General features: G+C 63.1%; 17 protein-coding genes. 8 read left to right on the top strand and 9 right to left on the bottom strand.

What is annotated here, in order from left to right; translation table 11 throughout:
• The first annotated feature begins 19 nt into the window (after window positions 1-19).
• From JAB1_RS06625 to JAB1_RS06640, 4 genes are all read left to right on the top strand, one after another.
• The gene (locus JAB1_RS06625) at window positions 20-1258 is read left to right on the top strand and encodes a DEAD/DEAH box helicase (RefSeq protein ID WP_034784254.1); all 1239 of its coding nucleotides are present in this window, start codon (window positions 20-22) and stop codon (window positions 1256-1258) included.
• Between the two features lie 53 nt (window positions 1259-1311).
• Window positions 1312-1929 (top strand): LON peptidase substrate-binding domain-containing protein, encoded by a 618-nt coding sequence (locus tag JAB1_RS06630; RefSeq protein ID WP_052140282.1) that lies wholly within the window; start codon window positions 1312-1314, stop codon window positions 1927-1929.
• 141 nt (window positions 1930-2070) lie between these two features.
• The gene (locus JAB1_RS06635; protein WP_035818092.1) at window positions 2071-2814 is read left to right on the top strand and encodes a DNA-binding protein; all 744 of its coding nucleotides are present in this window, start codon (window positions 2071-2073) and stop codon (window positions 2812-2814) included.
• Between the two features lie 217 nt (window positions 2815-3031).
• Window positions 3032-3979, top strand: coding sequence for a cupin-like domain-containing protein (locus tag JAB1_RS06640; RefSeq protein WP_070279228.1), 948 nt, complete (start codon window positions 3032-3034; stop codon window positions 3977-3979).
• A 3-nt stretch (window positions 3980-3982) separates the two neighbouring features.
• Here the strand turns inward: JAB1_RS06640 and JAB1_RS06645 are convergent, their stop codons facing one another.
• Window positions 3983-4891 (bottom strand): DMT family transporter, encoded by a 909-nt coding sequence (locus JAB1_RS06645; RefSeq protein ID WP_070279229.1) that lies wholly within the window; start codon window positions 4889-4891, stop codon window positions 3983-3985.
• A gap of 51 nt (window positions 4892-4942) precedes the next feature.
• Here JAB1_RS06645 and JAB1_RS06650 point away from each other — a divergent pair, with 51 nt between their 5' ends.
• Complete coding sequence (locus JAB1_RS06650) at window positions 4943-5500, top strand: XRE family transcriptional regulator (protein ID WP_083299591.1); 558 nt, start codon at window positions 4943-4945, stop codon at window positions 5498-5500.
• An 8-nt stretch (window positions 5501-5508) separates the two neighbouring features.
• Here JAB1_RS06650 and JAB1_RS06655 read toward each other — a convergent pair whose 3' ends face one another.
• The 4 genes from JAB1_RS06655 to trpS form a co-directional block, all read right to left on the bottom strand.
• On the bottom strand, window positions 5509-6240 hold the full coding sequence (locus JAB1_RS06655) for a class I SAM-dependent methyltransferase (RefSeq protein ID WP_070279230.1): 732 nt from the start codon (window positions 6238-6240) through the stop codon (window positions 5509-5511).
• Window positions 6237-7490, bottom strand: a complete 1254-nt coding sequence (locus JAB1_RS06660) for a voltage-gated chloride channel family protein (protein ID WP_070279231.1) — start codon at window positions 7488-7490, stop codon at window positions 6237-6239. The genes JAB1_RS06655 and JAB1_RS06660 overlap by 4 nt, the downstream gene beginning before the upstream one ends.
• 33 nt (window positions 7491-7523) lie before the next feature.
• A complete protein-coding gene (locus tag JAB1_RS06665; protein WP_070279232.1) occupies window positions 7524-9113 on the bottom strand; it encodes a pyridoxal-dependent decarboxylase in 1590 nt (529 codons plus the stop codon).
• A 132-nt stretch (window positions 9114-9245) separates the two neighbouring features.
• A complete protein-coding gene (gene trpS / locus JAB1_RS06670) occupies window positions 9246-10322 on the bottom strand; it encodes a tryptophan--tRNA ligase (RefSeq protein ID WP_225317293.1) in 1077 nt (358 codons plus the stop codon).
• Window positions 10323-10640: 318 nt separating this feature from the next.
• On the opposite strand from trpS, the gene JAB1_RS06675 reads away from it, so the two are divergent.
• Window positions 10641-12584, top strand: a complete 1944-nt coding sequence (locus JAB1_RS06675) for a CocE/NonD family hydrolase (protein WP_070279233.1) — start codon at window positions 10641-10643, stop codon at window positions 12582-12584.
• Here the strand turns inward: JAB1_RS06675 and JAB1_RS06680 are convergent.
• From JAB1_RS06680 to JAB1_RS06695, 4 genes are all read right to left on the bottom strand, one after another.
• A complete protein-coding gene (locus JAB1_RS06680) occupies window positions 12581-13438 on the bottom strand; it encodes a DMT family transporter (protein WP_070279234.1) in 858 nt (285 codons plus the stop codon). The two genes, JAB1_RS06675 and JAB1_RS06680, sit on opposite strands and share 4 nt — an antisense overlap.
• Window positions 13439-13445: 7 nt before the next feature.
• On the bottom strand, window positions 13446-14267 hold the full coding sequence (locus JAB1_RS06685; protein WP_034784189.1) for a transporter substrate-binding domain-containing protein: 822 nt from the start codon (window positions 14265-14267) through the stop codon (window positions 13446-13448).
• 100 nt (window positions 14268-14367) lie between these two features.
• Window positions 14368-15651 (bottom strand): TCR/Tet family MFS transporter, encoded by a 1284-nt coding sequence (locus JAB1_RS06690; protein ID WP_070279235.1) that lies wholly within the window; start codon window positions 15649-15651, stop codon window positions 14368-14370.
• 157 nt (window positions 15652-15808) lie between these two features.
• Window positions 15809-16459 carry an HD domain-containing protein gene (locus JAB1_RS06695; RefSeq protein ID WP_070279236.1) on the bottom strand — a complete coding sequence of 217 codons (651 nt, stop codon included), beginning with the start codon at window positions 16457-16459 and terminating at the stop codon, window positions 15809-15811.
• A 350-nt stretch (window positions 16460-16809) separates the two neighbouring features.
• Between JAB1_RS06695 and JAB1_RS06700 the strand changes: the two genes are divergently transcribed.
• Together JAB1_RS06700 and JAB1_RS06705 are read left to right on the top strand one after the other, a co-directional pair.
• A complete protein-coding gene (locus JAB1_RS06700; protein WP_034784183.1) occupies window positions 16810-17301 on the top strand; it encodes a chemotaxis protein CheW in 492 nt (163 codons plus the stop codon).
• Window positions 17302-17621: 320 nt separating this feature from the next.
• The gene (locus tag JAB1_RS06705) at window positions 17622-19238 is read left to right on the top strand and encodes a methyl-accepting chemotaxis protein (RefSeq protein WP_070279237.1); all 1617 of its coding nucleotides are present in this window, start codon (window positions 17622-17624) and stop codon (window positions 19236-19238) included.
• Window positions 19239-19302 lie beyond the last annotated feature (64 nt).

Here is a 19302-nt window from a genome sequence, read left to right on the forward strand (position 1 = left end):
TGCCAAGATTGCTTTCCCCATGACGTTTTCCTCCCTCGGCCTGATCGATCCCCTGGTCCGCAAACTCGATGAGCTCGGCTATGCCAAGCCGACCCCCGTGCAGGCGCAATCGATTCCTGCCGTGCTGGCCGGGCGCGACTTGATGGCCGCCGCCCAGACGGGCACGGGCAAGACGGCAGGCTTTGCCGTGCCGCTGCTGCAGCGCCTGACCCTGGAAGGCGTGGTGGCGCCCCAGTGCGTGCGCGTGCTGGTGCTCGTGCCCACGCGCGAACTGGCCGAGCAAGTCTATGCCAGCTTCCGCAGCTATGGCGGTAACTTGCCGCTGCGTAGCTTTGTCGCGTATGGCGGCGTGCCCATCGAGCCGCAGATCAGCAAATTGCGCAAGGGCCTCGACGTGCTGGTGGCCACGCCGGGCCGCTTGCTGGACTTGCAGACGCAGGGCGCCGTCAAGTTCGAGCAAGTGCAGACGCTGGTGCTGGACGAGGCTGACCGCATGCTGGATCTGGGCTTCGAGCGCGAACTCGATATATTGCTGATGACCATGCCCAAGCAGCGCCAGACCCTGCTGTTCTCGGCCACCTTCTCGGACGCCATCCGCGCCATGGCGAAAACCATGCTGAAGGATCCCGTCTCGGTCGAGGTGAGCGCGCGCAACAGCACCGTCAAGGCCGTCAAGCAATCCGTCATCGTGTGCGACAAGAAGCGCAAGCCGGAACTGTTTTTGCACTTGCTGAAGAAAATGCGCTGGGGCCAGGTCCTGGTCTTCGTCAAGACGCGCAAGGGTGTCGAGCTGCTGGTGAACACCTTGCTGGAGCAGGGCGTGCGCGCCGATTCCATTCACGGCGACAAGACGCAGCCGAACCGCCTGCGCGCGCTGGCCCGTTTCAAATCTGCCGAGGTGCAAGTGCTGGTGGCGACCGACGTGGCCGCCCGCGGCCTGGATATCGACCAGTTGCCGGTCGTCGTCAATTTCGACTTGCCCACCGTGGCGGAAGACTATATCCACCGCATCGGCCGCACGGGCCGCGCGGGCGCTTCGGGTGCAGCCATTTCGCTTGTGTGCGCCGATGAAGTGGAGCTGCTGTCGGCTGTGGAAGCGCTGACCCGGCAAACCCTGAAACGCAACGAGGAGCCCGGTTTCGAGGCGGAACACCGCGTGCCGGGCACGTCCGCCGGCGGCACCATCCAGAAGAAGGCCGTGAAAGTGCTGGCGCCGAAGGCGGCGGAGCGGGCCAAGAAAAGGCGCTTCTACAAATAATCAGGGGCGCCAGGCGCGCAGCACGGATATGCCATTCGTGCCATCATGCGCTTATGACCTCGATACCTTTGTTCCCGCTCAATACGGTGCTGTATCCCGATGGCTATCTGCCCCTGCAGATCTTCGAGGTACGCTATCTGGACATGATACGCAAATGCATCATGGGCGAGCAGCCGTTCGGCGTGGTGCAGCTGCTGGATGGCACGGAAGTGCGCAAGCCGGGCCATCAGGAAACCCTGGCGCCCGTGGGCACCCTGGCGCGCGTCATTGACTGGGCCGCGCCCTTGTCCGGCTTGCTGCAAATCAAATGCATGGGCATGCAGCGCTTTCACATCGTTTCCAGCGAACAGCTGAAGCACGGCTTGTGGATGGCGCAGGTCGAAACTTTACCGCCCGATAAAACCATTCCCATTCCGCAAGAGCAGCAGAACGTGGCCGACGCGCTCGGCGCGCTGATCCGCACCCTGCAGGAACAAAAGATCCCGCCCGACCAAATGCCCTTGCAGCCGCCATACCGGCTCGACGAGTGCGGCTGGGTGGCGAACCGCTGGTGCGAGCTGCTGTCCCTGAGCGCCATGCAAAAGCAATTGTTGCTGAGCCAGGACAATCCCGTGCTGCGCTTGGAACTGGTGCAGGATATGCTCACGGAAAATGGCCTGCTCGAAGAGTAAAACATCCCAGGCCGCATGCTTGCACAAGTTCCGTTGTGTAATTGCAATTTCTATTGAGAAATACTTTACGCTTTGCCGCCGCTGGCATAAGATAATGCCCCTGGGCAAGATTGCCCTGGGCAACATTCAAGAGTACACGACATGGCAAAAGTAAGCGCGGAACAGATCAATGCGGCAATGGAAGCGATGGCGGGCGAAGGCCAGGCCATCACGGTACGCGCCTTGCGCGAACGACTGGGCAACGGCGCCTGTCTGGGCACCATCAGCAAGCTCTTGCTGCGCCGCAAGGCAGGCGCGCAACGCCAGATCGCTGCCGCCGCCGAACTGTCGCCCGTGCTGCAGCAAGCCATCCTCGATTATGTAGGACAGGAATTAAGCGCCAGCCACAGCGCGCATGAAGCCGAGATGAATGACAATCAACAGGAATTGATGGACCTGGCCAGCGAGAACGAGCGCCAGCAAGAGTTGCTCGACCTGCAGGCGGGCGAGCTGGAAACCTTGCGCGAGGAGCTCGAGCGCGAACGGCAAGTGGCGAACCAGGCACGCACGGACCTGGCCAAGGCGCAACTGCGCCTGGAAGGCTTGCCGCGCCTGGAAGAGGCAGCCGAGCAGGCACGCATGGATCTGGCCAAGGCGCAATTCAAGCTCGAAGGCATCCCGCGCCTGGAAGAAGCGGCCGAAGCGGCGCGTGCCGAACTGATCCAGGCCCAGTTGAAGCTGGAAAGCCTGACGCGCGTGGAAACGGAACTGGCGGCCGCGCGCCTGGAACTGGAAGCGGAACGCGAAGAGCTGGGTGAAACGCGCGCCGAGCTGGACGAAGAGCGCACCTTGCGCATCAAGGCGCAGCAGTTCATCGTCGATCCGATATTCAAGACCCCTGTCTGAGGACACCTGACCAAACCTGCTGCGCGTCGCGCTTTGCGGCCTGCGATGCTCACCGTACTGGAGTACGGTTGCGCTTCTTAGCCACAAATCACTGCCGCTCGCGACGGTTTTGTCAGGTGTCGAGACGTCGGGGGGAATAGGTCATGCGGGCCTTGCTGGCTTAAAATGGCGCACTGTCGCGCCATGTCGTGCGACGCCTTGATCGCAAAGAAGGTTTATGCCCGTAGAAAAGAAAGTGCCGCTCCCGCTTGCGGCCACGCCCATATCGCCGCGCGCGCTGCCGCCCCGGCCGCCAGCACAATTCAGTTCGCCCGAAGCGGCCCTTGCGCGCAAGCAGGCACGCGAGGGCAAGGATGCGCAGGTGCGCGGCGTCACGTCCATCGACGCCATGCGCGAGGCCATCAAGCAGGCGGCGCGTGACTTGCCGGCCATCACCGAGGTGCCGCGCCTGGCCATGCTGGACGCCGCCGCCTTTCGCGCGCGCGCCGCGCTGGGATTGCCCTTCCTGATGCGCGGGCTGGTGCAGCGCTGGCCCTTATCCAAGCTGGAGCCCGAAGTCTTGCGCGAGCAATTCAGCCATGTGCCCGTGCGCGCGCGCGTGGGCGACTACATCAACACGGCATTCGCGGCAGACCGCGCCATGCAGGACATGTCGATGGGGCAATACCTGGACCTGGTGGCGGAGGGCAAGTACGCGCTGCCGCCATACCTGGGCAACCTGGAATTGCGCGAGCTGAACCGCCTGTGCCACTGGCCCACATATTTTGACAAGATGGGCCCGCCGCGCTTCTGGGTGGGTCCGGGCGGCACGGTCACGCCCTTGCATTGCGATTACGACGACAATATCTTCGCGCAAGTGTGGGGCCGCAAGCGCATCTTTTTATCGCCGCCGCACCACGACGTCTTTCTCTATCCCAGCGAAGCGAACGCCATTCTCTTCGGTTCACCGTTCGACCCGGAAGCGCCCGATTTCGAACGTTTTCCCCTGGCGCGCCAGGCCAGCATGATCGAATGCATCGTGGAGCCGGGCGACATGCTGTACGTGCCTGCCGGCTGGTACCACCAGGTGCGCGCGCTGACGTTTTCCCTGTCGTCGAACCGCTGGGCCAGGGCCGTGCCGCTGGCGCTGCATGCAGATGCGGCGCTGCGGCGGGACGTGGAATAAACCTTATGGCTGCACGGCCTTGCCTGCTGCGCGCACACGGCGCTTGGGCCGCCACTCGCTGAGGATGCCCGCACAAATGATCAATATCGCGCCCACGATGGCCAGGGCCGGCAGGCGCTCGCCGGCGATGCGGCCGATCACGCCGGCCCACACGGGTTCACCCGCGTAGATCAGCGTCGCTTTCGTGGCGGAAATGCGCTTTTGCGCCCAGTTCATCACATATTGGATCAGTGCGCTGGCGCAGCCCAGTGCCAGTACGCTGAGGATGAAAGTCTTGCTGAGGACCGGTGGCGCTTCGCCCATGACGGGCATCAGCAGCAAGGCGATCAATGACGCCGTGGCCAGTTGCACGATGGTCACGCGCAGGATGTTCAATTGCGGCGAGACGCGGCTGATGAGGATGATTTCCAGGGCAATCGCGATGGCACCCACGGCAGTGATCAGTTCGCCCGTGCCGAAGCCCATGCTCAAGCCATCCGTGCCGGTGAGCAGCAGCAAGCCGGCGAACGCCAGCACGACGGCCGCCCATACGGCAGGGTGGGGCCGCTGCTTGAAGGCCAGCCATTGCACCAGCGGCACGATGGGCACATAGAAGGCTGTGATGAAGGCCGACTTGCTGCTCGTGATATACATCAAGCCATAGGTTTGCAGCGCGTAGCCGCCAAAGATGCTCACGCCGATGGCCATGCCTGTCAACAATTCGGCCTTCGTCAGGTGGCGCAGCTGGCCCCGGCAAATCAGGGCGCCGATACTGGCGGCCACGGCAAAGCGGGCGGCGACAAACGCCAGCGGGCCGCTGACCGTCACGGCATGTTGCACGACGAGAAATGTGCCGCCCCAGATTAAGGTGATGGCGATCAGGGCCAGTTCGGGCAGGCCGAAGGCGGGCTGGGGACTTGCGTGTGTTTTCATGGGGCGCTATGCTATGAGCAAAATATTTCCCATCATCATAGGAGCAATATATTGCGCAGTCAAGCCGAGACCGGTGGCGTGCTGGCACACCTGGCCACCAATCTGCGGCGCTTGCGCCTGGCCGCCGGCCTCAGCCAGGAAGAGCTGGCGCGCAAGTCGGGCCTGAGCCGGCGCATGGTCAATGGCGTCGAGGCGGGCAGCACCAACATCAGCCTGGCCAACCTCGACCATGTGGCAGCCGCCTTGGACGTGGCCTTTGTCGACCTGGTGCAGCCGCCGCAACAGCCGCACGACAGCCTGCGCGTGCTGATGTGGCAAAGCGCGTCGCAAGCCAGCCAGGCCGTGCTGCTGGGTGCCGCGCCCGCCAGCCGCCAGGTGGAACTGTGGGCCTGGCGCCTGGCGCCTGGCGAGCGCTACGACGCCGAACCGGACCCTGCCGGCTTCAGCGAAATGATCTACGTGCTGGAAGGCGAGCTGCAGCTGGAACTGGCGGCCGGGACGAGAACGCTGGGCACGGGCGATTTTTTCGTGTTCAGCAGCGCGCAAGCATATGCCTATGTGAATGCGGGCGAGTCCACCTTGCGCTTTACGCGCAATGTGGCCAGCTGACAGCGCGGTTACGGCCGGCCGCAGCCCACCAGCAACAGCATCGGCCGCTCGCGCTCTTCCGCCAGCGCCGGCTGTTGCGTGACCTGTGCGTCGGTGGGACCCCATTCTTCCACATGTTCCAGCTGGAAACCGGCGCGTAGCAGCGCATTGATGGTCGTGCCGAGCGTGCGGTGCTGCTTGATCACGCCTGGCGCCAGCCAGTCCGACACGCGCGGGCCTTGCTGCTGGTAGCTGTCGACGGGCCAGCGCTTGCGGCCTTGCGCGTCCGTCAGCCAGCCCGGCTGGCGCGGGGCCATGAAGATCGGATGCTCGATGGAAAACACCAGCTTGCCGCCCGGTTTCAAGCCGTGGCGGATGGCAGCCAGCAAGGTGGTGAAATCCTCGATGTAGTGAAACGCGAGCGAACTGTAGACGAGGTCGTAGCTGGCGGGCGGCAGGGCCAGTTGTTCCAGGTCCAGCCGGGCATAGCTGACGGCCGCGTGCTCACCCATGCTGCATGCCTGCGCCAGCATCTTTTCCGACACGTCCACGCCCAGCACCTGCGCCGCGCCAGCGTCGGCTGCCCAGCGGCAGAACCAGCCATAGCCGCAGCCCAGGTCGAGCACGCTTTTTCCTTGTATCTCCGGCAGCATGGCGCGCAGGGCTGGCCATTCGGGGGCGCTGTCGAGTCCGCCGACGGAGCGGGGCAGCTGGCTGTAGGCCGTGAAGAAGGCGTCGTTGTCGTAGATGTTCTGTGTCATGTGTCGATATCCTTGTGGACGGTGCGCTTGGCATGCCCGCCCCGTTGCGCCCGGTAAATGCCCGCGTGGCCGGAAAACAGATAGGCCACGACGCAGGCGATGGCCGCATACACGCCGATCTCGGCGCCGAACAGTTCCATGGCCATCAGGGTCGAGGCGATCGGTGTGTTGGCGGCGCCCGCGAAGACGGCGACGAAGCCGATGGCGGCCAGCAAGGTGACGGGCTGGTGCAGCAGCGGGCCCAGCGCATTGCCCAGGGTCGCGCCGATGAAGAACAATGGCGTCACTTCGCCGCCCTTGAATCCTGTGCCCAGCGAGACGATGGTAAACGCCATCTTGCCCAGGAAATCGTATGCCGGCAGCGGTTCCTTCAGCGCGTCGACGATGGTGGGGATGCCCAGGCCGATATACTGGTCCGTGCCGATCAGCCACACGGCGATGGCGATGATCACGCCGCCGGCCAGGGGGCGCAGCGGGGCGTAGCGGATCCAGCGCTTCATCAGTCCGCTCAAGCCGTGCGTGGCCTGCGCAAACACGTTGCCGGTCACGCCGAACAGCACGCCAGCGATCACCATGGCGGACAAGGTCCAGGCGGAGATGGCGGGGATCAAAGGCACGGCGTAATGCGTGTGGTGAATGTTGAATAACTGCCCCCACAGCAAGCCCACCTGGTCGGCGATGACGGCAGCTAGCAGGCAGGGTAGCATGGCTTCGTAGCGCAAGCGGCCGATGGCCAGCACTTCCAGGCCGAAGAGGGCGCCCGCCAGCGGTGTGCCGAAGACGGAGGCAAAGCCGGCGCTGATGCCGGCCATCAGGATGATTCGGCGGTCTTCATTGTTCAGGCGAAACCTGCGGGTCAGCTGGTCGGCCAGCGCGCCGCCCATCTGCACGGCAGTGCCTTCTCGCCCGACGGAGGCGCCAAACAAATGCGAGATGACGGTGCCGCCCAGCACCAGCGGCGCCATGCGCAAGGGGATGATTTTTTTCGGGTCGTGGATTTCATCGATGAGGAGGTTCGCGCCGCCTTCGACACTGCTGCCATAGCGCAAATACAGCCAGCCGACGGCAAAGCCCGCCACGGGCAGCAGCCAGATCAGCCAGACGTGCGCCCGCCGCGTAGCGGTTGCCCATTCAAGGGCGAACAGGAAGCCGGCCGAAGCCGATCCCGCCAGCACGGCCACAACAAAGGCCAGCAGCAGCCATTTCAGCAGATGCCGCAAGAGGTCGGTAAGGGCGCTAAGACGCTGCATCGTGCATCCAGTCAAGGCTATGGGTGGGATTCCTTACAGGCCCAGTTCCGCCACCACCGTTTGGCCGATGGCGCGCTGCTCGGCCAGGATGACGCGCAGGTGGTGGGGGCGCGTCTTGACATTCGTCATGACCACGCGCAGCACGTTGGTCGGGCCGGGGTAGCGCGTCGATTCCAGTACCGTGCGCGAGACGAAGCTGTGGCCTTGCGCCTTTTGCCGGTTCTGCAGCTTGGCGTTCAAGGTGTTGAGTTGCTTGTTCAGTTCGGTCGCCGCCTCCACTTCGCCGTCGGCCAGCAAGCTTTCCATGCGCTGGCGCAAGTGCGCGGGCACGTAGCGGTAAGTGAGAATGAAGGTGTCGGAGCGCGTGACGAGTTCGAAATCCTGCTGGTCGGCCAGCAAGTCCTGCAACTGGCCGGACAGGGTGGCCGCCTGCTGCAGCAAGGTCGTGTAGCCGGACACACCGAGCACCTTGAACGAGGTCCACAGTTTCAAGGCATCGAAGCGGCGCGAGCCTTCCAGCGACGTCTGGCCCAGGTCGCCCGAATTGTCGCGCAAGATGTAGTTGGCATTGTGTTTCAGCAAGTTCAGGCTGGCGCTATCCTTGAACAGCACCATGCTTTGCGCCATCGGCACCCACAGCAATTTATGCCCGTCGATGACGACGGAATCGGCCAGGGCAATCCCGTCGTACAGGGCGCGGTACTGTTCCGCGATCAGGAGGGCGCCGCCCCAGGCCGCATCCACGTGGAACCAGATGCTTTCCCGCGCGGCAATGGCTGCCATGGCGGCCAATGGATCGATGGCGCCCGTTTCCGTCGTGCCGGCGATGCCGATCATGGCGACGACCTTGATCTTGCGCAATTTTAAGTCGGCAATGGTCGCTTCCAGTGCGGCGATATCGATGCGGTTGTCGCGGTCGACGGCCACCAGGTGCAAGGCGTTTTCGCCGAGGCCCAGGGTCGCCAGCGCCTTTTTCACGGAGTAATGGCTGCGGGCCGAACCGATCACGGCCAGCCCCGCGTAGCTAGAATCCTGCATGGCGGCAAACAGGCCCCGTTTGCGCGTGCCGGGCAACTGCTGTTCCAGCGCCACGGCCAGGGCCGTCAAGTTGCCCATGGTGCCGCCATTGACGACATTGCCCAGCGCGCCGCTGGTGGCTGCCATCGCCTGCGCGTAGACGCTATCGGCCTGCTGGTACACCTGGCGGTGCAGCCAGCCGAGGATCTGCTTTTCGATCAGGGTCGACACATACGCCGTCTCGATCTTCACCTGGTTCTGGTTCAGGGTGGCCGTAAACGCTTCGGCAAGCACGCTGATCCAAGGCAGGGCCTGCGTCATGTGGCCGATGTATTGCGGATGGTTCAGCTGGGCCGTATTGGCCAGCACGGTGGTGTCGAGTTCTTGCAGGAATTGCGCCACGGGCATGCCGTGCGCGGGCAGGCAAGTATCGGACAGTTGCGTCAGCAATTGCGCATACGGCGTGTGCGGATAGGGCGTGTCGCGTTCGGCGGCCAGCCAGCCGCCCAGCATGCCCAGCGCCTGCTGCAGCGGCGCGGGCGAGCATTGCAGCGCATCGATGGAAAAATGCTGCTGCAGCAGCTGTTCGATAGGGGTATCGGTCATGGCGCGTTGTCTTCTCTACGGATTGCTGATGCCACGGTGACAAACGAATTGCGCCCAGGCGAAAGCGGGATTTTACCCGACTCCGCCTGGGCGCATCAGTTTGCTATATCAGTTTGCTATGACTGCTGGTGATCAGAAGTAGTTCAGGCCCAGCGCCGACTTGACTTCATCGGCCGTGCGGGCCGCCACTTCGCGTGCCTTGAAGGTGCCTTCCTTCAGCATCTGGATGACCTGGCCCTTGTCCTTGGCGAATTCTTCGCGGCGGGCACGGATCGGCGCCAGCATTTCCTGCAAGACTACATCCAGGCGCTTCTTCACAATGCTGTCGCCCAGGCCGCCACGCACATAATGGGCCTTCATTTCGGCCAGCGCCGCTTTTTCCGGGTCGAAGGCGTCCAGGTAGGTAAACGCGATGTTGCCTTCCAGGTGGCCCGGGTCTTCCACGCGCAGGTGCAGCGGATCGGTATAGACTTTTTTCACGGCGGCCGTGATTTCGGCCGAGGTCGCACCCAGGTTGATGGTGTTGCCCAGCGACTTGCTCATCTTCGCCTTGCCGTCGATGCCGGGCAGGCGGCCGATGTCGGGTACCAGCGCCTTGCATTCCATCAGCACTTCGCGGTTGTACATGCGGTTGAAGCGGCGCACGATTTCATTCGTTTGCTCGATCATCGGGATCTGGTCTTCGCCCACGGGCACCACGCCCGCCTTGAAGGCCGTGATGTCGGCCGCCTGGCTGGCAGGGTAGGTCAAAAAGCCGGCCGGGATGTCGCGCTCGAAGCCGCGCAGGCGGATTTCTTCCTTGACGGTGGGATTGCGCTCGAGGCGCGCCACGGTGACGATGTTCAGGTAGTAAAACGTCAGTTCGGCCAGTTCCGGGATTTGCGACTGGATGAATACCGTGGTCTTCGTCGGGTCGATGCCGACAGCCAGGTAATCGAGCGCCACTTCGACGACATTGCGGTGCACCTTGTCGATGTCTTCCATATTGTCCGTCAGCGCCTGGGCGTCGGCCAGCATGATGAATTGCTTGTAGCTGTTCTGGTAGCGGACGCGGTCGCGCAGGCTGCCCACGTAGTGGCCCAGGTGCAAGGGGCCGGTCGGGCGGTCGCCCGTCAGGATCACGGATTGCGACGCGATGGCGGCGGCCGACAGCGGCGCGGCCGGGGTATTCTCGGTGTCGGGGGTATCGGGGGTGTTAGGCAAGCTCATCAAGTTTCCTTTCGAGCCGCCTGCATCGGGGATGATCCAGGCTGAGCCTGTTACGCCACCGATCGAGGCGGCGTTGATCATAATTCACATCACTATGCAGTGGCCGCGCGAAAGTGAGCGGGACCACCAATTCAAGCAGGCGTGTTGTGAATGAATAAATTTCATGGCGTTATGGTTGCAGTTCGCACGCGTTCTGTCAAGTTTGCGCCCCGATTTATCTGCTGCGCTGCGTCAGAGGCTAGCCTTATGCGGAACTTGCTTTCCGGGTACTATTGCCGTTCGGCCACTTTTGCGTGGCATGAATCATTGGAGAACAGTATGCGCGTGTCGTCCCCCGTCCGGCTCACCGGTCTGGCTTTTGTTATCAGTTCCTTGTTTGCAGTACCGGCGATGGCGCAAACGCCGCCGATGACGCCCGATATCGGCGCCAAGCTGGTGATGCCCGACATGAATGACTACGTCAAGCGCGTGGTGATGATCCCCATGCGCGACGGCGTCAAGCTGTACACGGTGATCGTCGTGCCGAAAGGCGCGCAAAAGGCGCCGATCATGCTCACGCGCACGCCGTACAATGCGGCCCGCCGCGCCCAGCGCGCCGCCAGCCCCAGCATGTTGGTCACTTTGCCGCTGGGCGACGACACCCTGGTGGAAAACGGCTACATTCGCGTGTTCCAGGACGTGCGCGGCAAGTATGGCTCGGAAGGCGATTACGTCATGACGCGCCCCGTGCGCGGTCCGCTGAACAATACCAAGGTCGATAACGTGACCGATGCGTGGGACACCATCGACTGGCTCGTGAAAAACGTGCCGGAAACGAATGGCAAGGTGGGCATGCTGGGTTCCTCGTACGAGGGGCATACGGTGCTGATGGCCCTGGTCGACCCGCATCCGGCCCTGAAGGTGGCCATTCCCATGAGCGCCATGGTCGATGGCTGGCGCGGCGACGACTGGTTCCATAACGGCGCCTTCCGCATGCCCAGCCTGTCGTACATCGCGGGACAGACGAGCGTGCGCGGCGGCGGCGAATCGCCGGCGCTGGGCGTCTATGACGATTACGACGCCTATCTGCGCATCGGCTCGGCCGGTGACTACGCGAAAAAGTTCGGCATCGACAAGCTGACGTACACGAAAAAGCTGTTCGAACATCCGGCCTACGACAGTTACTGGCAAGAACAGGCGCTCGACAAGATCCTCGCGAAACGTCCGTTGATCGTGCCCACCATGCACGTGGTGGGGCAGTGGGACCAGGAAGATATCTATGGCCCCTACGCCACCTATTCGGCGATGGAGGGACGCGACAAGCGCAACAACCTCAATTACCTGGCCATCGGCCCGTGGCGCCATAGCGGCGTCAACTATGACGGTTCCAGCCTGGGCGCCCTGAAGTTCGACGGCGATACGGCGCGCCAGTTCCGCGAAAAAGTCATGCAGCCATTCCTCAATCAATACCTGAAGGATGGCGCGCCGGACGCGAATACGGCGCCCGTGGTGTCGTACCAGAGCGGCACGAATCAGTGGCAGCGCCTGCAGCAGTGGCCGCTGGCTTGCGAGACCTGCGACACGAAGCTGACGCCGATCTACCTGCAGGATGGCTACAAGCTGGGCTTTGCGGCGCCATCGGGCGCTGCGGATGCGGCTGAAGGCGCCTTCGATGAATACGTGGCCGATCCCGCCAAGCCAGTGCCTTTCGTGCCCCGTCCCGTGCGCCTGAACGATGGCGACGTGTGGAAGCCATGGCTGGTCAGCGACCAGCGCGGCTATGCGGACCGCACGGACGTGCTCAGCTATGTTTCCGAACCGTTGAAAACGGCCGTGCGCATCGCTGGCGCGCCGATGGTCAACCTGTTTGCCGCCACCAGCGGCACGGATGCGGACTGGGTGGTGAAACTGATCGACGTGTATCCGGATGAGGTGCCGTCGCAGCCGGCCATGGGCGGGTATCAGCTGGGCGTGGCGATGGATATCTTCCGCGGGCGCTACCGCGACAGCTTCGAGCACCCGACGCCGATCCCGGCGGGCCAAGTGCAGCGCTACCGCTTCGCCTTGCCGAACGCGAATCACGTCTTCCTGCCCGGCCACCGCATCGCCGTGCAAGTACAGTCGAGCTGGTTCCCCCTGTACGACCGCAATCCGCAAAACTACGTGCCGAACATCTTCCTGGCTGATCCAGGCCATTATAGAAAGGCGACGCAGCGCGTGTACCACGCGACAGGGGCGGCCAGCGCAATCGAGTTGCCGATGGCGCCGCTCGACGCGCGCTAGGCCATTCGCATCAGCATGGCGCCCGCCGCTATCAGGGCGATGGCCAGGTAGCGGCGGGGGCTGATTTTTTCGCGCAGGAACAGGGCCGCAATGGCGATGGCGAACAAAATCGATGTTTCGCGCAGGGCGGCAATGGCGGCCACGGGCGCCTGCGTCATGGCCCACAGGGCCAGGCCATACGAGGCGAGGGTGCCGAAACCGCCAACGGCGGCCAGGCGCCATTGCGTTTGCGCATACGCAAGCAAATCGGCGGGACGGCGCAATGCCGTCCACAGCAGCAATCCGGTTCCGTTCAAGACAAAAATCCACATCGTATAGGCGGCTGGCGCGCCGGACAGGCGCACGCCGATGCCGTCGATCAGGGTATAGCTGGCGATGACGCAGGCGTTGCCCAGCGCAAAGGCGGTGGCGCGCCCCGTGCTTTTCGGCACCTGGCCGATGGCGCTCGTGCGCGCGGCAACATACAGGCCGAGGATCCCCGCGCAGATGCAGGCGACGGCGCCCATCTGCATGGCGGACAGGCGCTCGCCGATCAGCGGCCAGCTGGCCAGCGCGACGATAAGCGGCGCGCTGCCGCGCATCAGGGGATAGGCATGGCTCATGTCGCCCGCCTTGTAGGCGGCCGCCAGCAGCGAGTAATAGGCCAGCTGCGCCACGGCCGAAGCGGCCAGGTAGGGCCAGCTGGCGGGTGCGGGAGCATGAACAAAGGGCAAGACGGCCAGTGAAATCAGGGCCGCGCCGACGGAGACGAGCACCGTGCTGAGAAAGGTATCCTTGCCGGACTTGACGATGGCATTCCAGCTGGCGTGCAGCAGGGCGGCAAACAGGACGACGGCGACGACCAGACCGGACATGCAGGCCTTAGCGGGGGCGTATGCTCAGCGACAGCAATTCCTGGCGGTGATGGCGCTGGAAGCCTTCCATCACGGAACCCGAGCGCCCCGCCTTGTCCAGCAGGTCGCGCAGGGTAGCCTGGTCTTCCGCCGTGAGGGATTTGCGCGACAGGTAGACGCCGCTCATGCCCCAAGGTAATTCTGGCAGCGCTTCCAGGCGCAAGCGGTCGGCCAGGCCATACACGCGCGCATCGTTCTGCGCCACGCCGGCCAGGATGGTGGGGCTCATGATGGTGGCATCGATGAAGCCGCTTTGCATCAGGCGCGCCACGGAGAGCGCGTCGACTTCGTAGAACAGGCGTCCCTGGCTGCTCAGCTCCTTTGCCAGCGCCTGGTAGGGCGCGCCATAGTCGTAGCCGCGCACGAGCGCCACGCGCAGTTCGCGCCGCTCGATCAGTTCCTGCATGGTGTTGATGGGCGCGCGCGCGCCCTGTAGCGAGATCAGCAGGGGGCGGCTACCCAGCATGGGGATGAACAAGCCATGCTGGTCGCGCCGCAAGGTGCTGCTGGCGGGGATCAGCAAGTCGGCCTTGCCCGCCTCGAACATCGCTTCCAGGCGCGCGCGGGGCACGGCCGTAAAGATGAAGTTGCAGCCGAGCTTGGCGCCCATGCTGCGCAGCAAGTCGGGATAGATGCCGCCGATCGTGGCGCCATTGACCACCACGCTGGCGCCGATGGCCGAGACGGGCACCTGGATGTCGCGCGAACATTGCGCGCCCGCCAGCGGCGGCAGCGCCAGCGCCAGCATGGCCACGGTTCGGCGCCAGGCGCTGGAATAAAAGTCAGTCATACCCATCCTTGCTCACCATCGAATGCCGGGCATCGGTAACGCCCCGCTGATTATCCCATTCTCGCCTATTTATTTCCCAAATACAACATTATCCCGCTGACTACTTTGTGGTGGAAACCATAAGTCTTGCCTGGCGTTGCGCCTTGAAGTAGCGCCAGGCCACCAGGATGGCCAGAATTTGCATGATCGCGCACAGGTAGAAAGTGCTGCCGATGCGCCAGTCCTGCGGCGGCAAATGGCTCACTTTGCCGAGGATCATGCTGCCCAGCAAAGGCATCATGATGATGCCCAGGCTGCTGATCGATTGCAGGGAGCCCATCAGTTCTCCCTGTTCGCTGGCGTTCGATGATTTCGAGATGATGCCTTGCAGGGCCGGTCCGGCGGCAAAGGCCAGCAGGTTGCAGAGGATCAGCGCATACATCATCCAGCCCTGCGTCGCCAGGCCGTACAGCAAATAGGTGAGGGCGCCCGAAGCCATGCCCAGCAGCGACAACCGCACCTCGCCGAAGCGCTTGATGAGTATGCCCAGCAAGCCCGCCTGCACGACGGCCGCGCACAGGCCCACGCAGAACAGGGCGATGCCATTCTGGCGCGGCGTCCAGTCGAAACGGAAATGCGTGTACAGCACCCAGGTGGTGTTGAGCATCATTTGCGCAAACGTCATCAGGCCGAAAGCCAGTACCAGGCCGCGGATTTCCACGCGGCGCACCAGCTTCAGCAGGGCGGCAAACGGATTGATGCGCGCCAGGGTGAACGGTGCGCGCGGGCCCGGCTGCAGCGATTCGGGCACGCAGAAATAGCCATAGATGAAATTGGCCGCCGACAGGCCCGCCGCCACGTAGAACGGCAGGCGCAGATCGATTTCGCCCAGCAGGCCGCCCAGCATGGGGCCGCAAATGAAACCCAGGCCGAAAGCGGCGCCGATCTTGCCGAAGCTCTTGGCGCGGTTGTCCGGCGTGGACACGTCGGAGGCGTAGGCGGACGCGACCGACATGCTGGCCGACGAGACGCCGCCGATAACCCTGCCAATGAACAGGCAGGCCAGGTTCGGCGCCCAGCCCGTGGCGAGAAAGTTGATGCCCATGCCGGCCATCGAGTACAGCAGCACGGGACGGCGTCCCACGCGGTCGCTGATGGCGCCCAGCATGGGCATGAAGATGAATTGCAGCAAGCCGAAGAGGGCTGCCATGATGCCGTACCAGAACGCCTGGGCATCCTTGCCGTCGACAAAGTTGCCGATCAGGATGGGCAGCACGGGCACCACCAGGCCGATGCCCAGCATGTCGATGAAGACGCAGACGAGGATGAAATTGAGGTTGCCGGCGCGCGCGGGCGCGGCGGGCGATGACGGGGAAGGGCTGTCGGTGCTGGTTTTATCGGACATGCATGCTTTCGGCGCGCACCCCGCGCCGCCGTGCGGCTGGCGGGGTTCAGTTGTTGGCGTTGCGCCGGCGCGTTGCAGGTTTCTGCTGACGCGCGGCGCGATAGCTGAGCCTTGCATTATAGACAGCATGGGCCATGCTGGCTATCGCCACCAGGGTTTATGTACTAATACCCCACTCGCCGGCAAAGGCGGCGCGGAAATCCGTCAGCACGGCCAGCCGCTGTTCGGCCAGCGCGCGGCCTGCCGCCGTCTGCATCTTGCCGGGCAGTTTGTCGAGCTTGGTGACGATATGGTCGAGCGCGTATGCCTTGTCGTCGAGCGGGCGATGGGCTGCCAGCGGATCGCTGCCATGCGCCAGCGCGCTATCCATGCGCGCCGCCGTGTAAAACAGGCGTGCCAGTCCCACGGCGCCCAGCGCGTCGATGCGGTCGGCATCCTGCACGATTTGCGCTTCGATGGTGTGCGGCGGCAAGTTGGCGGAAAAACTGTGCGTCTCGATGGCGTGTGCTACGCCGGCCAGTTTTTCTGATGGGAAATCCAGTTCCGCCAATTGGCGGCAAGCCAGTGCTGCCGCCTGGCGCGAGGCCAGGTGGCGCTCGGGATGGTTTTTCGGCAGGTTGACCAGGTCGTGCAGATAGCAGGCGGCCATCACGGTGAGGGCGTCCGCTTCCGCATGGTCCTGCAGCAAGACACTGGCATTGCGCCAGACGCGTTGCAGGTGGTTGATGTCGTGGGCGCTGTCGTCGCCGAGGCCGGCCGTGGCCAGCGCCAGCAGGCGTGGTTGCCATTGGGAAAGCAAGGATTGCATGGTTCGAACTTCTAAAAGGCAAAGGCCGCAAGTGTGGCATAAAACGGCGAGCTCGGCAGTGCCGGCACCTGCATTTGCGGTCCGGCGAGTGCCATGCAGCGTGCCGTTTTTGCCACGTAATTTCCCCTTTGATAACGAGGCAGGTCGGCAGACGCTCTTTTTTAGTGCATGTAAAATTTACATGGGGTAACATTGCCGCATGGAAATTAGAAGCATAAGCTAATTGCAAGAAAGCATTTGCAAAACATACAAGTAGGAGCCATGCCTTGCGGATGGCTCTTGTCACGTCCAAGGCCTGCGTGCAGCGTGCCGTGGCCTGCGCCCTTGGGCGATTTAACTAAAGGATTATCATGAGCACCATTTCCAGCGACACTGGCGCAACCGTTGCCAAGGCTGCCGAATACCTGGCTTTTACCCTGGGCCAGGAAGAGTATGGCATCGACATCCAGAAAGTCAGCGAAATCCGCAGCTATGAAACGCCGACCCGCATCGCCAACGCCCCCGAGTTTGTCAAGGGCGTGGTCAACCTGCGCGGCATCATCGTGCCGATCGTCGACATGCGCATCAAGTTCAACCTGGGCACGCCCAGCTATGACCAGTTTACCGTTGTCATCATCCTCAATATCGGCAACCGCGTCGTCGGCATGGTCGTCGACCGCGTCTCCGACGTCACCACCCTGATGCCAGAACAGATCAAGCCGGCGCCGGACATGGGCCGTTCGATCAACACGGAGTACGTGATCGGCCTGGGCACCATCGACGAGCGCATGCTGATCCTGGTCGATATCGACCAGCTGATGTCCAGCGCCGACATGGGTTTGATCGAGAAGCTGGCCGCCTAGGCCGCCAGGAAAAGTCCAGGGCGGCGTTGCCTCGCCGTACATTCGTACTGTCTTCGGCCACGCGCCTTGCCCTGAACATGTCCTGACTCCCTGGTGCCGAGAGGGTTTTTTAGAAACAATTGACCCCAAGCATTGTTTGCTTTTTCTGCAAGGCGCACGCTAGCGCATTTCCTGGCGCACGGTTCAGCCGAACCGTGCGCCAGTTTCACTTCAGTTTCACTTTTTACGCCAATTCGCTACAGCGGCCAGTCAGCGCCCGCCCATGAGCGAGATCGTCAGCTTGTTATCAGGCTGACGGCAGGGCTTTTTAGGATAGTCACATGAATTTATTACGCAACGTCAGCATCGGTGTCCGCCTCGGACTCGGTTTTGCCGTGATTTTGCTGTTTTCCATGCTCATTACGGGCATCAGCGTCTGGCGCCTGCACGACGTGGCCAGCGCCACGCGCATCATGATGGAGCAGCCGCTGGCCAAGGAACGCTATATTTCCGACTGGTATGGCCGTATCGACAGCGCCGTGCGCCGCACCATCGCCATTGCCCGCAGCAGTGATACCTCGCTCAGCGGCTACTTCGCCGAAGAATCGAAAGTCTCGTCGTCCAGCTCGGCCGAGCTGCAAAAGAAGATCGAGGCGCTGATCGACAAGCCGGAGGAAAAAGCCATGTTCGCTGGCTTGCTGGAACAGCGCAAGGTGTACATCAGCTCGCGCGACCAGGTCTACAAGCTGAAGGGCGAAGCGCAGGTCGATGCCGCCAATGACGTGTTTGAAAAGACCTTCGTGCCGGCCGCCGCCAAGTACCAGAAGATGGTGCAGGACTTGCTGGAACACCAGCGCGCCAGCATCGATACGACGGCACGCGAGATCGACGCCGTCGCCAATACCAGCCGCAACCTGATGCTGGTGCTGGCCGCGTTGGCGCTGGCATTCGGCGTCGTCTGCGCCTGGGTCTTGACGATGGGCATCGTGCGTCCCCTGCGCACGGCCGTGGACATCGCCCGCAAGGTAGCCGATGGCGACTTGACGGCGCAGATCGATGCCAGCGCCAAGGATGAAACGGGGCAACTTTTACTCGCTCTCAAGGACATGAATACCAGCCTGCTCAACATCGTCGGCGAAGTGCGCAGCGGCACGGACAGCATCGCCACGTCGTCGACGCAGATCGCCGCCGGCAACCAGGACCTGTCTTCCCGCACGGAAGAGCAGGCCGGTTCGCTGGAAGAGACGGCTTCGTCGATGGAAGAGCTGACCAGCACCGTGAAACAGAACGCGGACAATGCGCGCCAGGCGAACCAGTTGGCGGCCTCGGCGGCTCAAGTGGCCGTCAAGGGCGGCGAAGTCGTGGCGCAGGTGGTGGGCACGATGGAATCGATCAATGCGTCATCGAACAAGATCGTCGACATCATCAGTGTGATTGACGGCATCGCCTTCCAGACGAATATCCTGGCCTTGAACGCGGCCGTGGAAGCGGCGCGCGCGGGCGAGCAGGGCCGTGGCTTTGCCGTCGTGGCCTCCGAAGTGCGCAACCTGGCGCAGCGTTCCGCTTCGGCGGCGAAAGAAATCAAGACCCTGATCGGCGCGTCCGTGGAGCAAGTCAACGCGGGCAGCATGCTGGTGGCGCAAGCCGGTTCGACCATGAATGATATCGTCGACAGCGTGCAGCGCGTGAGTGACATCATCACGGAAATCACGGCGGCCAGCAGCGAGCAAAGCGTGGGCATCGACGAGATCAACCGCGCCATCGGCCAGATGGATGCCGTCACGCAGCAAAATGCGGCGCTGGTGGAAGAGTCGGCGGCCGCCGCCGAATCGATGCAGCACCAGGCGCACAACCTGGCGCAGGTCGTCAGCGTGTTCAAGCTCAATGAGCTGAATGGTGCTAAAGCGCTGAAACGCCCGGCTGCGCCTAAAACCGCCTTGCGCATCGGCACACGCTGATGGCGCCGCGGCTGCCCCGAGCAGCCGCTTTCTGCTGTCCCCCTTTTATATAGTCTGGTTCCGC

Source organism: Janthinobacterium sp. MP5059B (assembly GCF_001758645.1).
GTDB lineage: Bacteria > Pseudomonadota > Gammaproteobacteria > Burkholderiales > Burkholderiaceae_D > Janthinobacterium > Janthinobacterium lividum.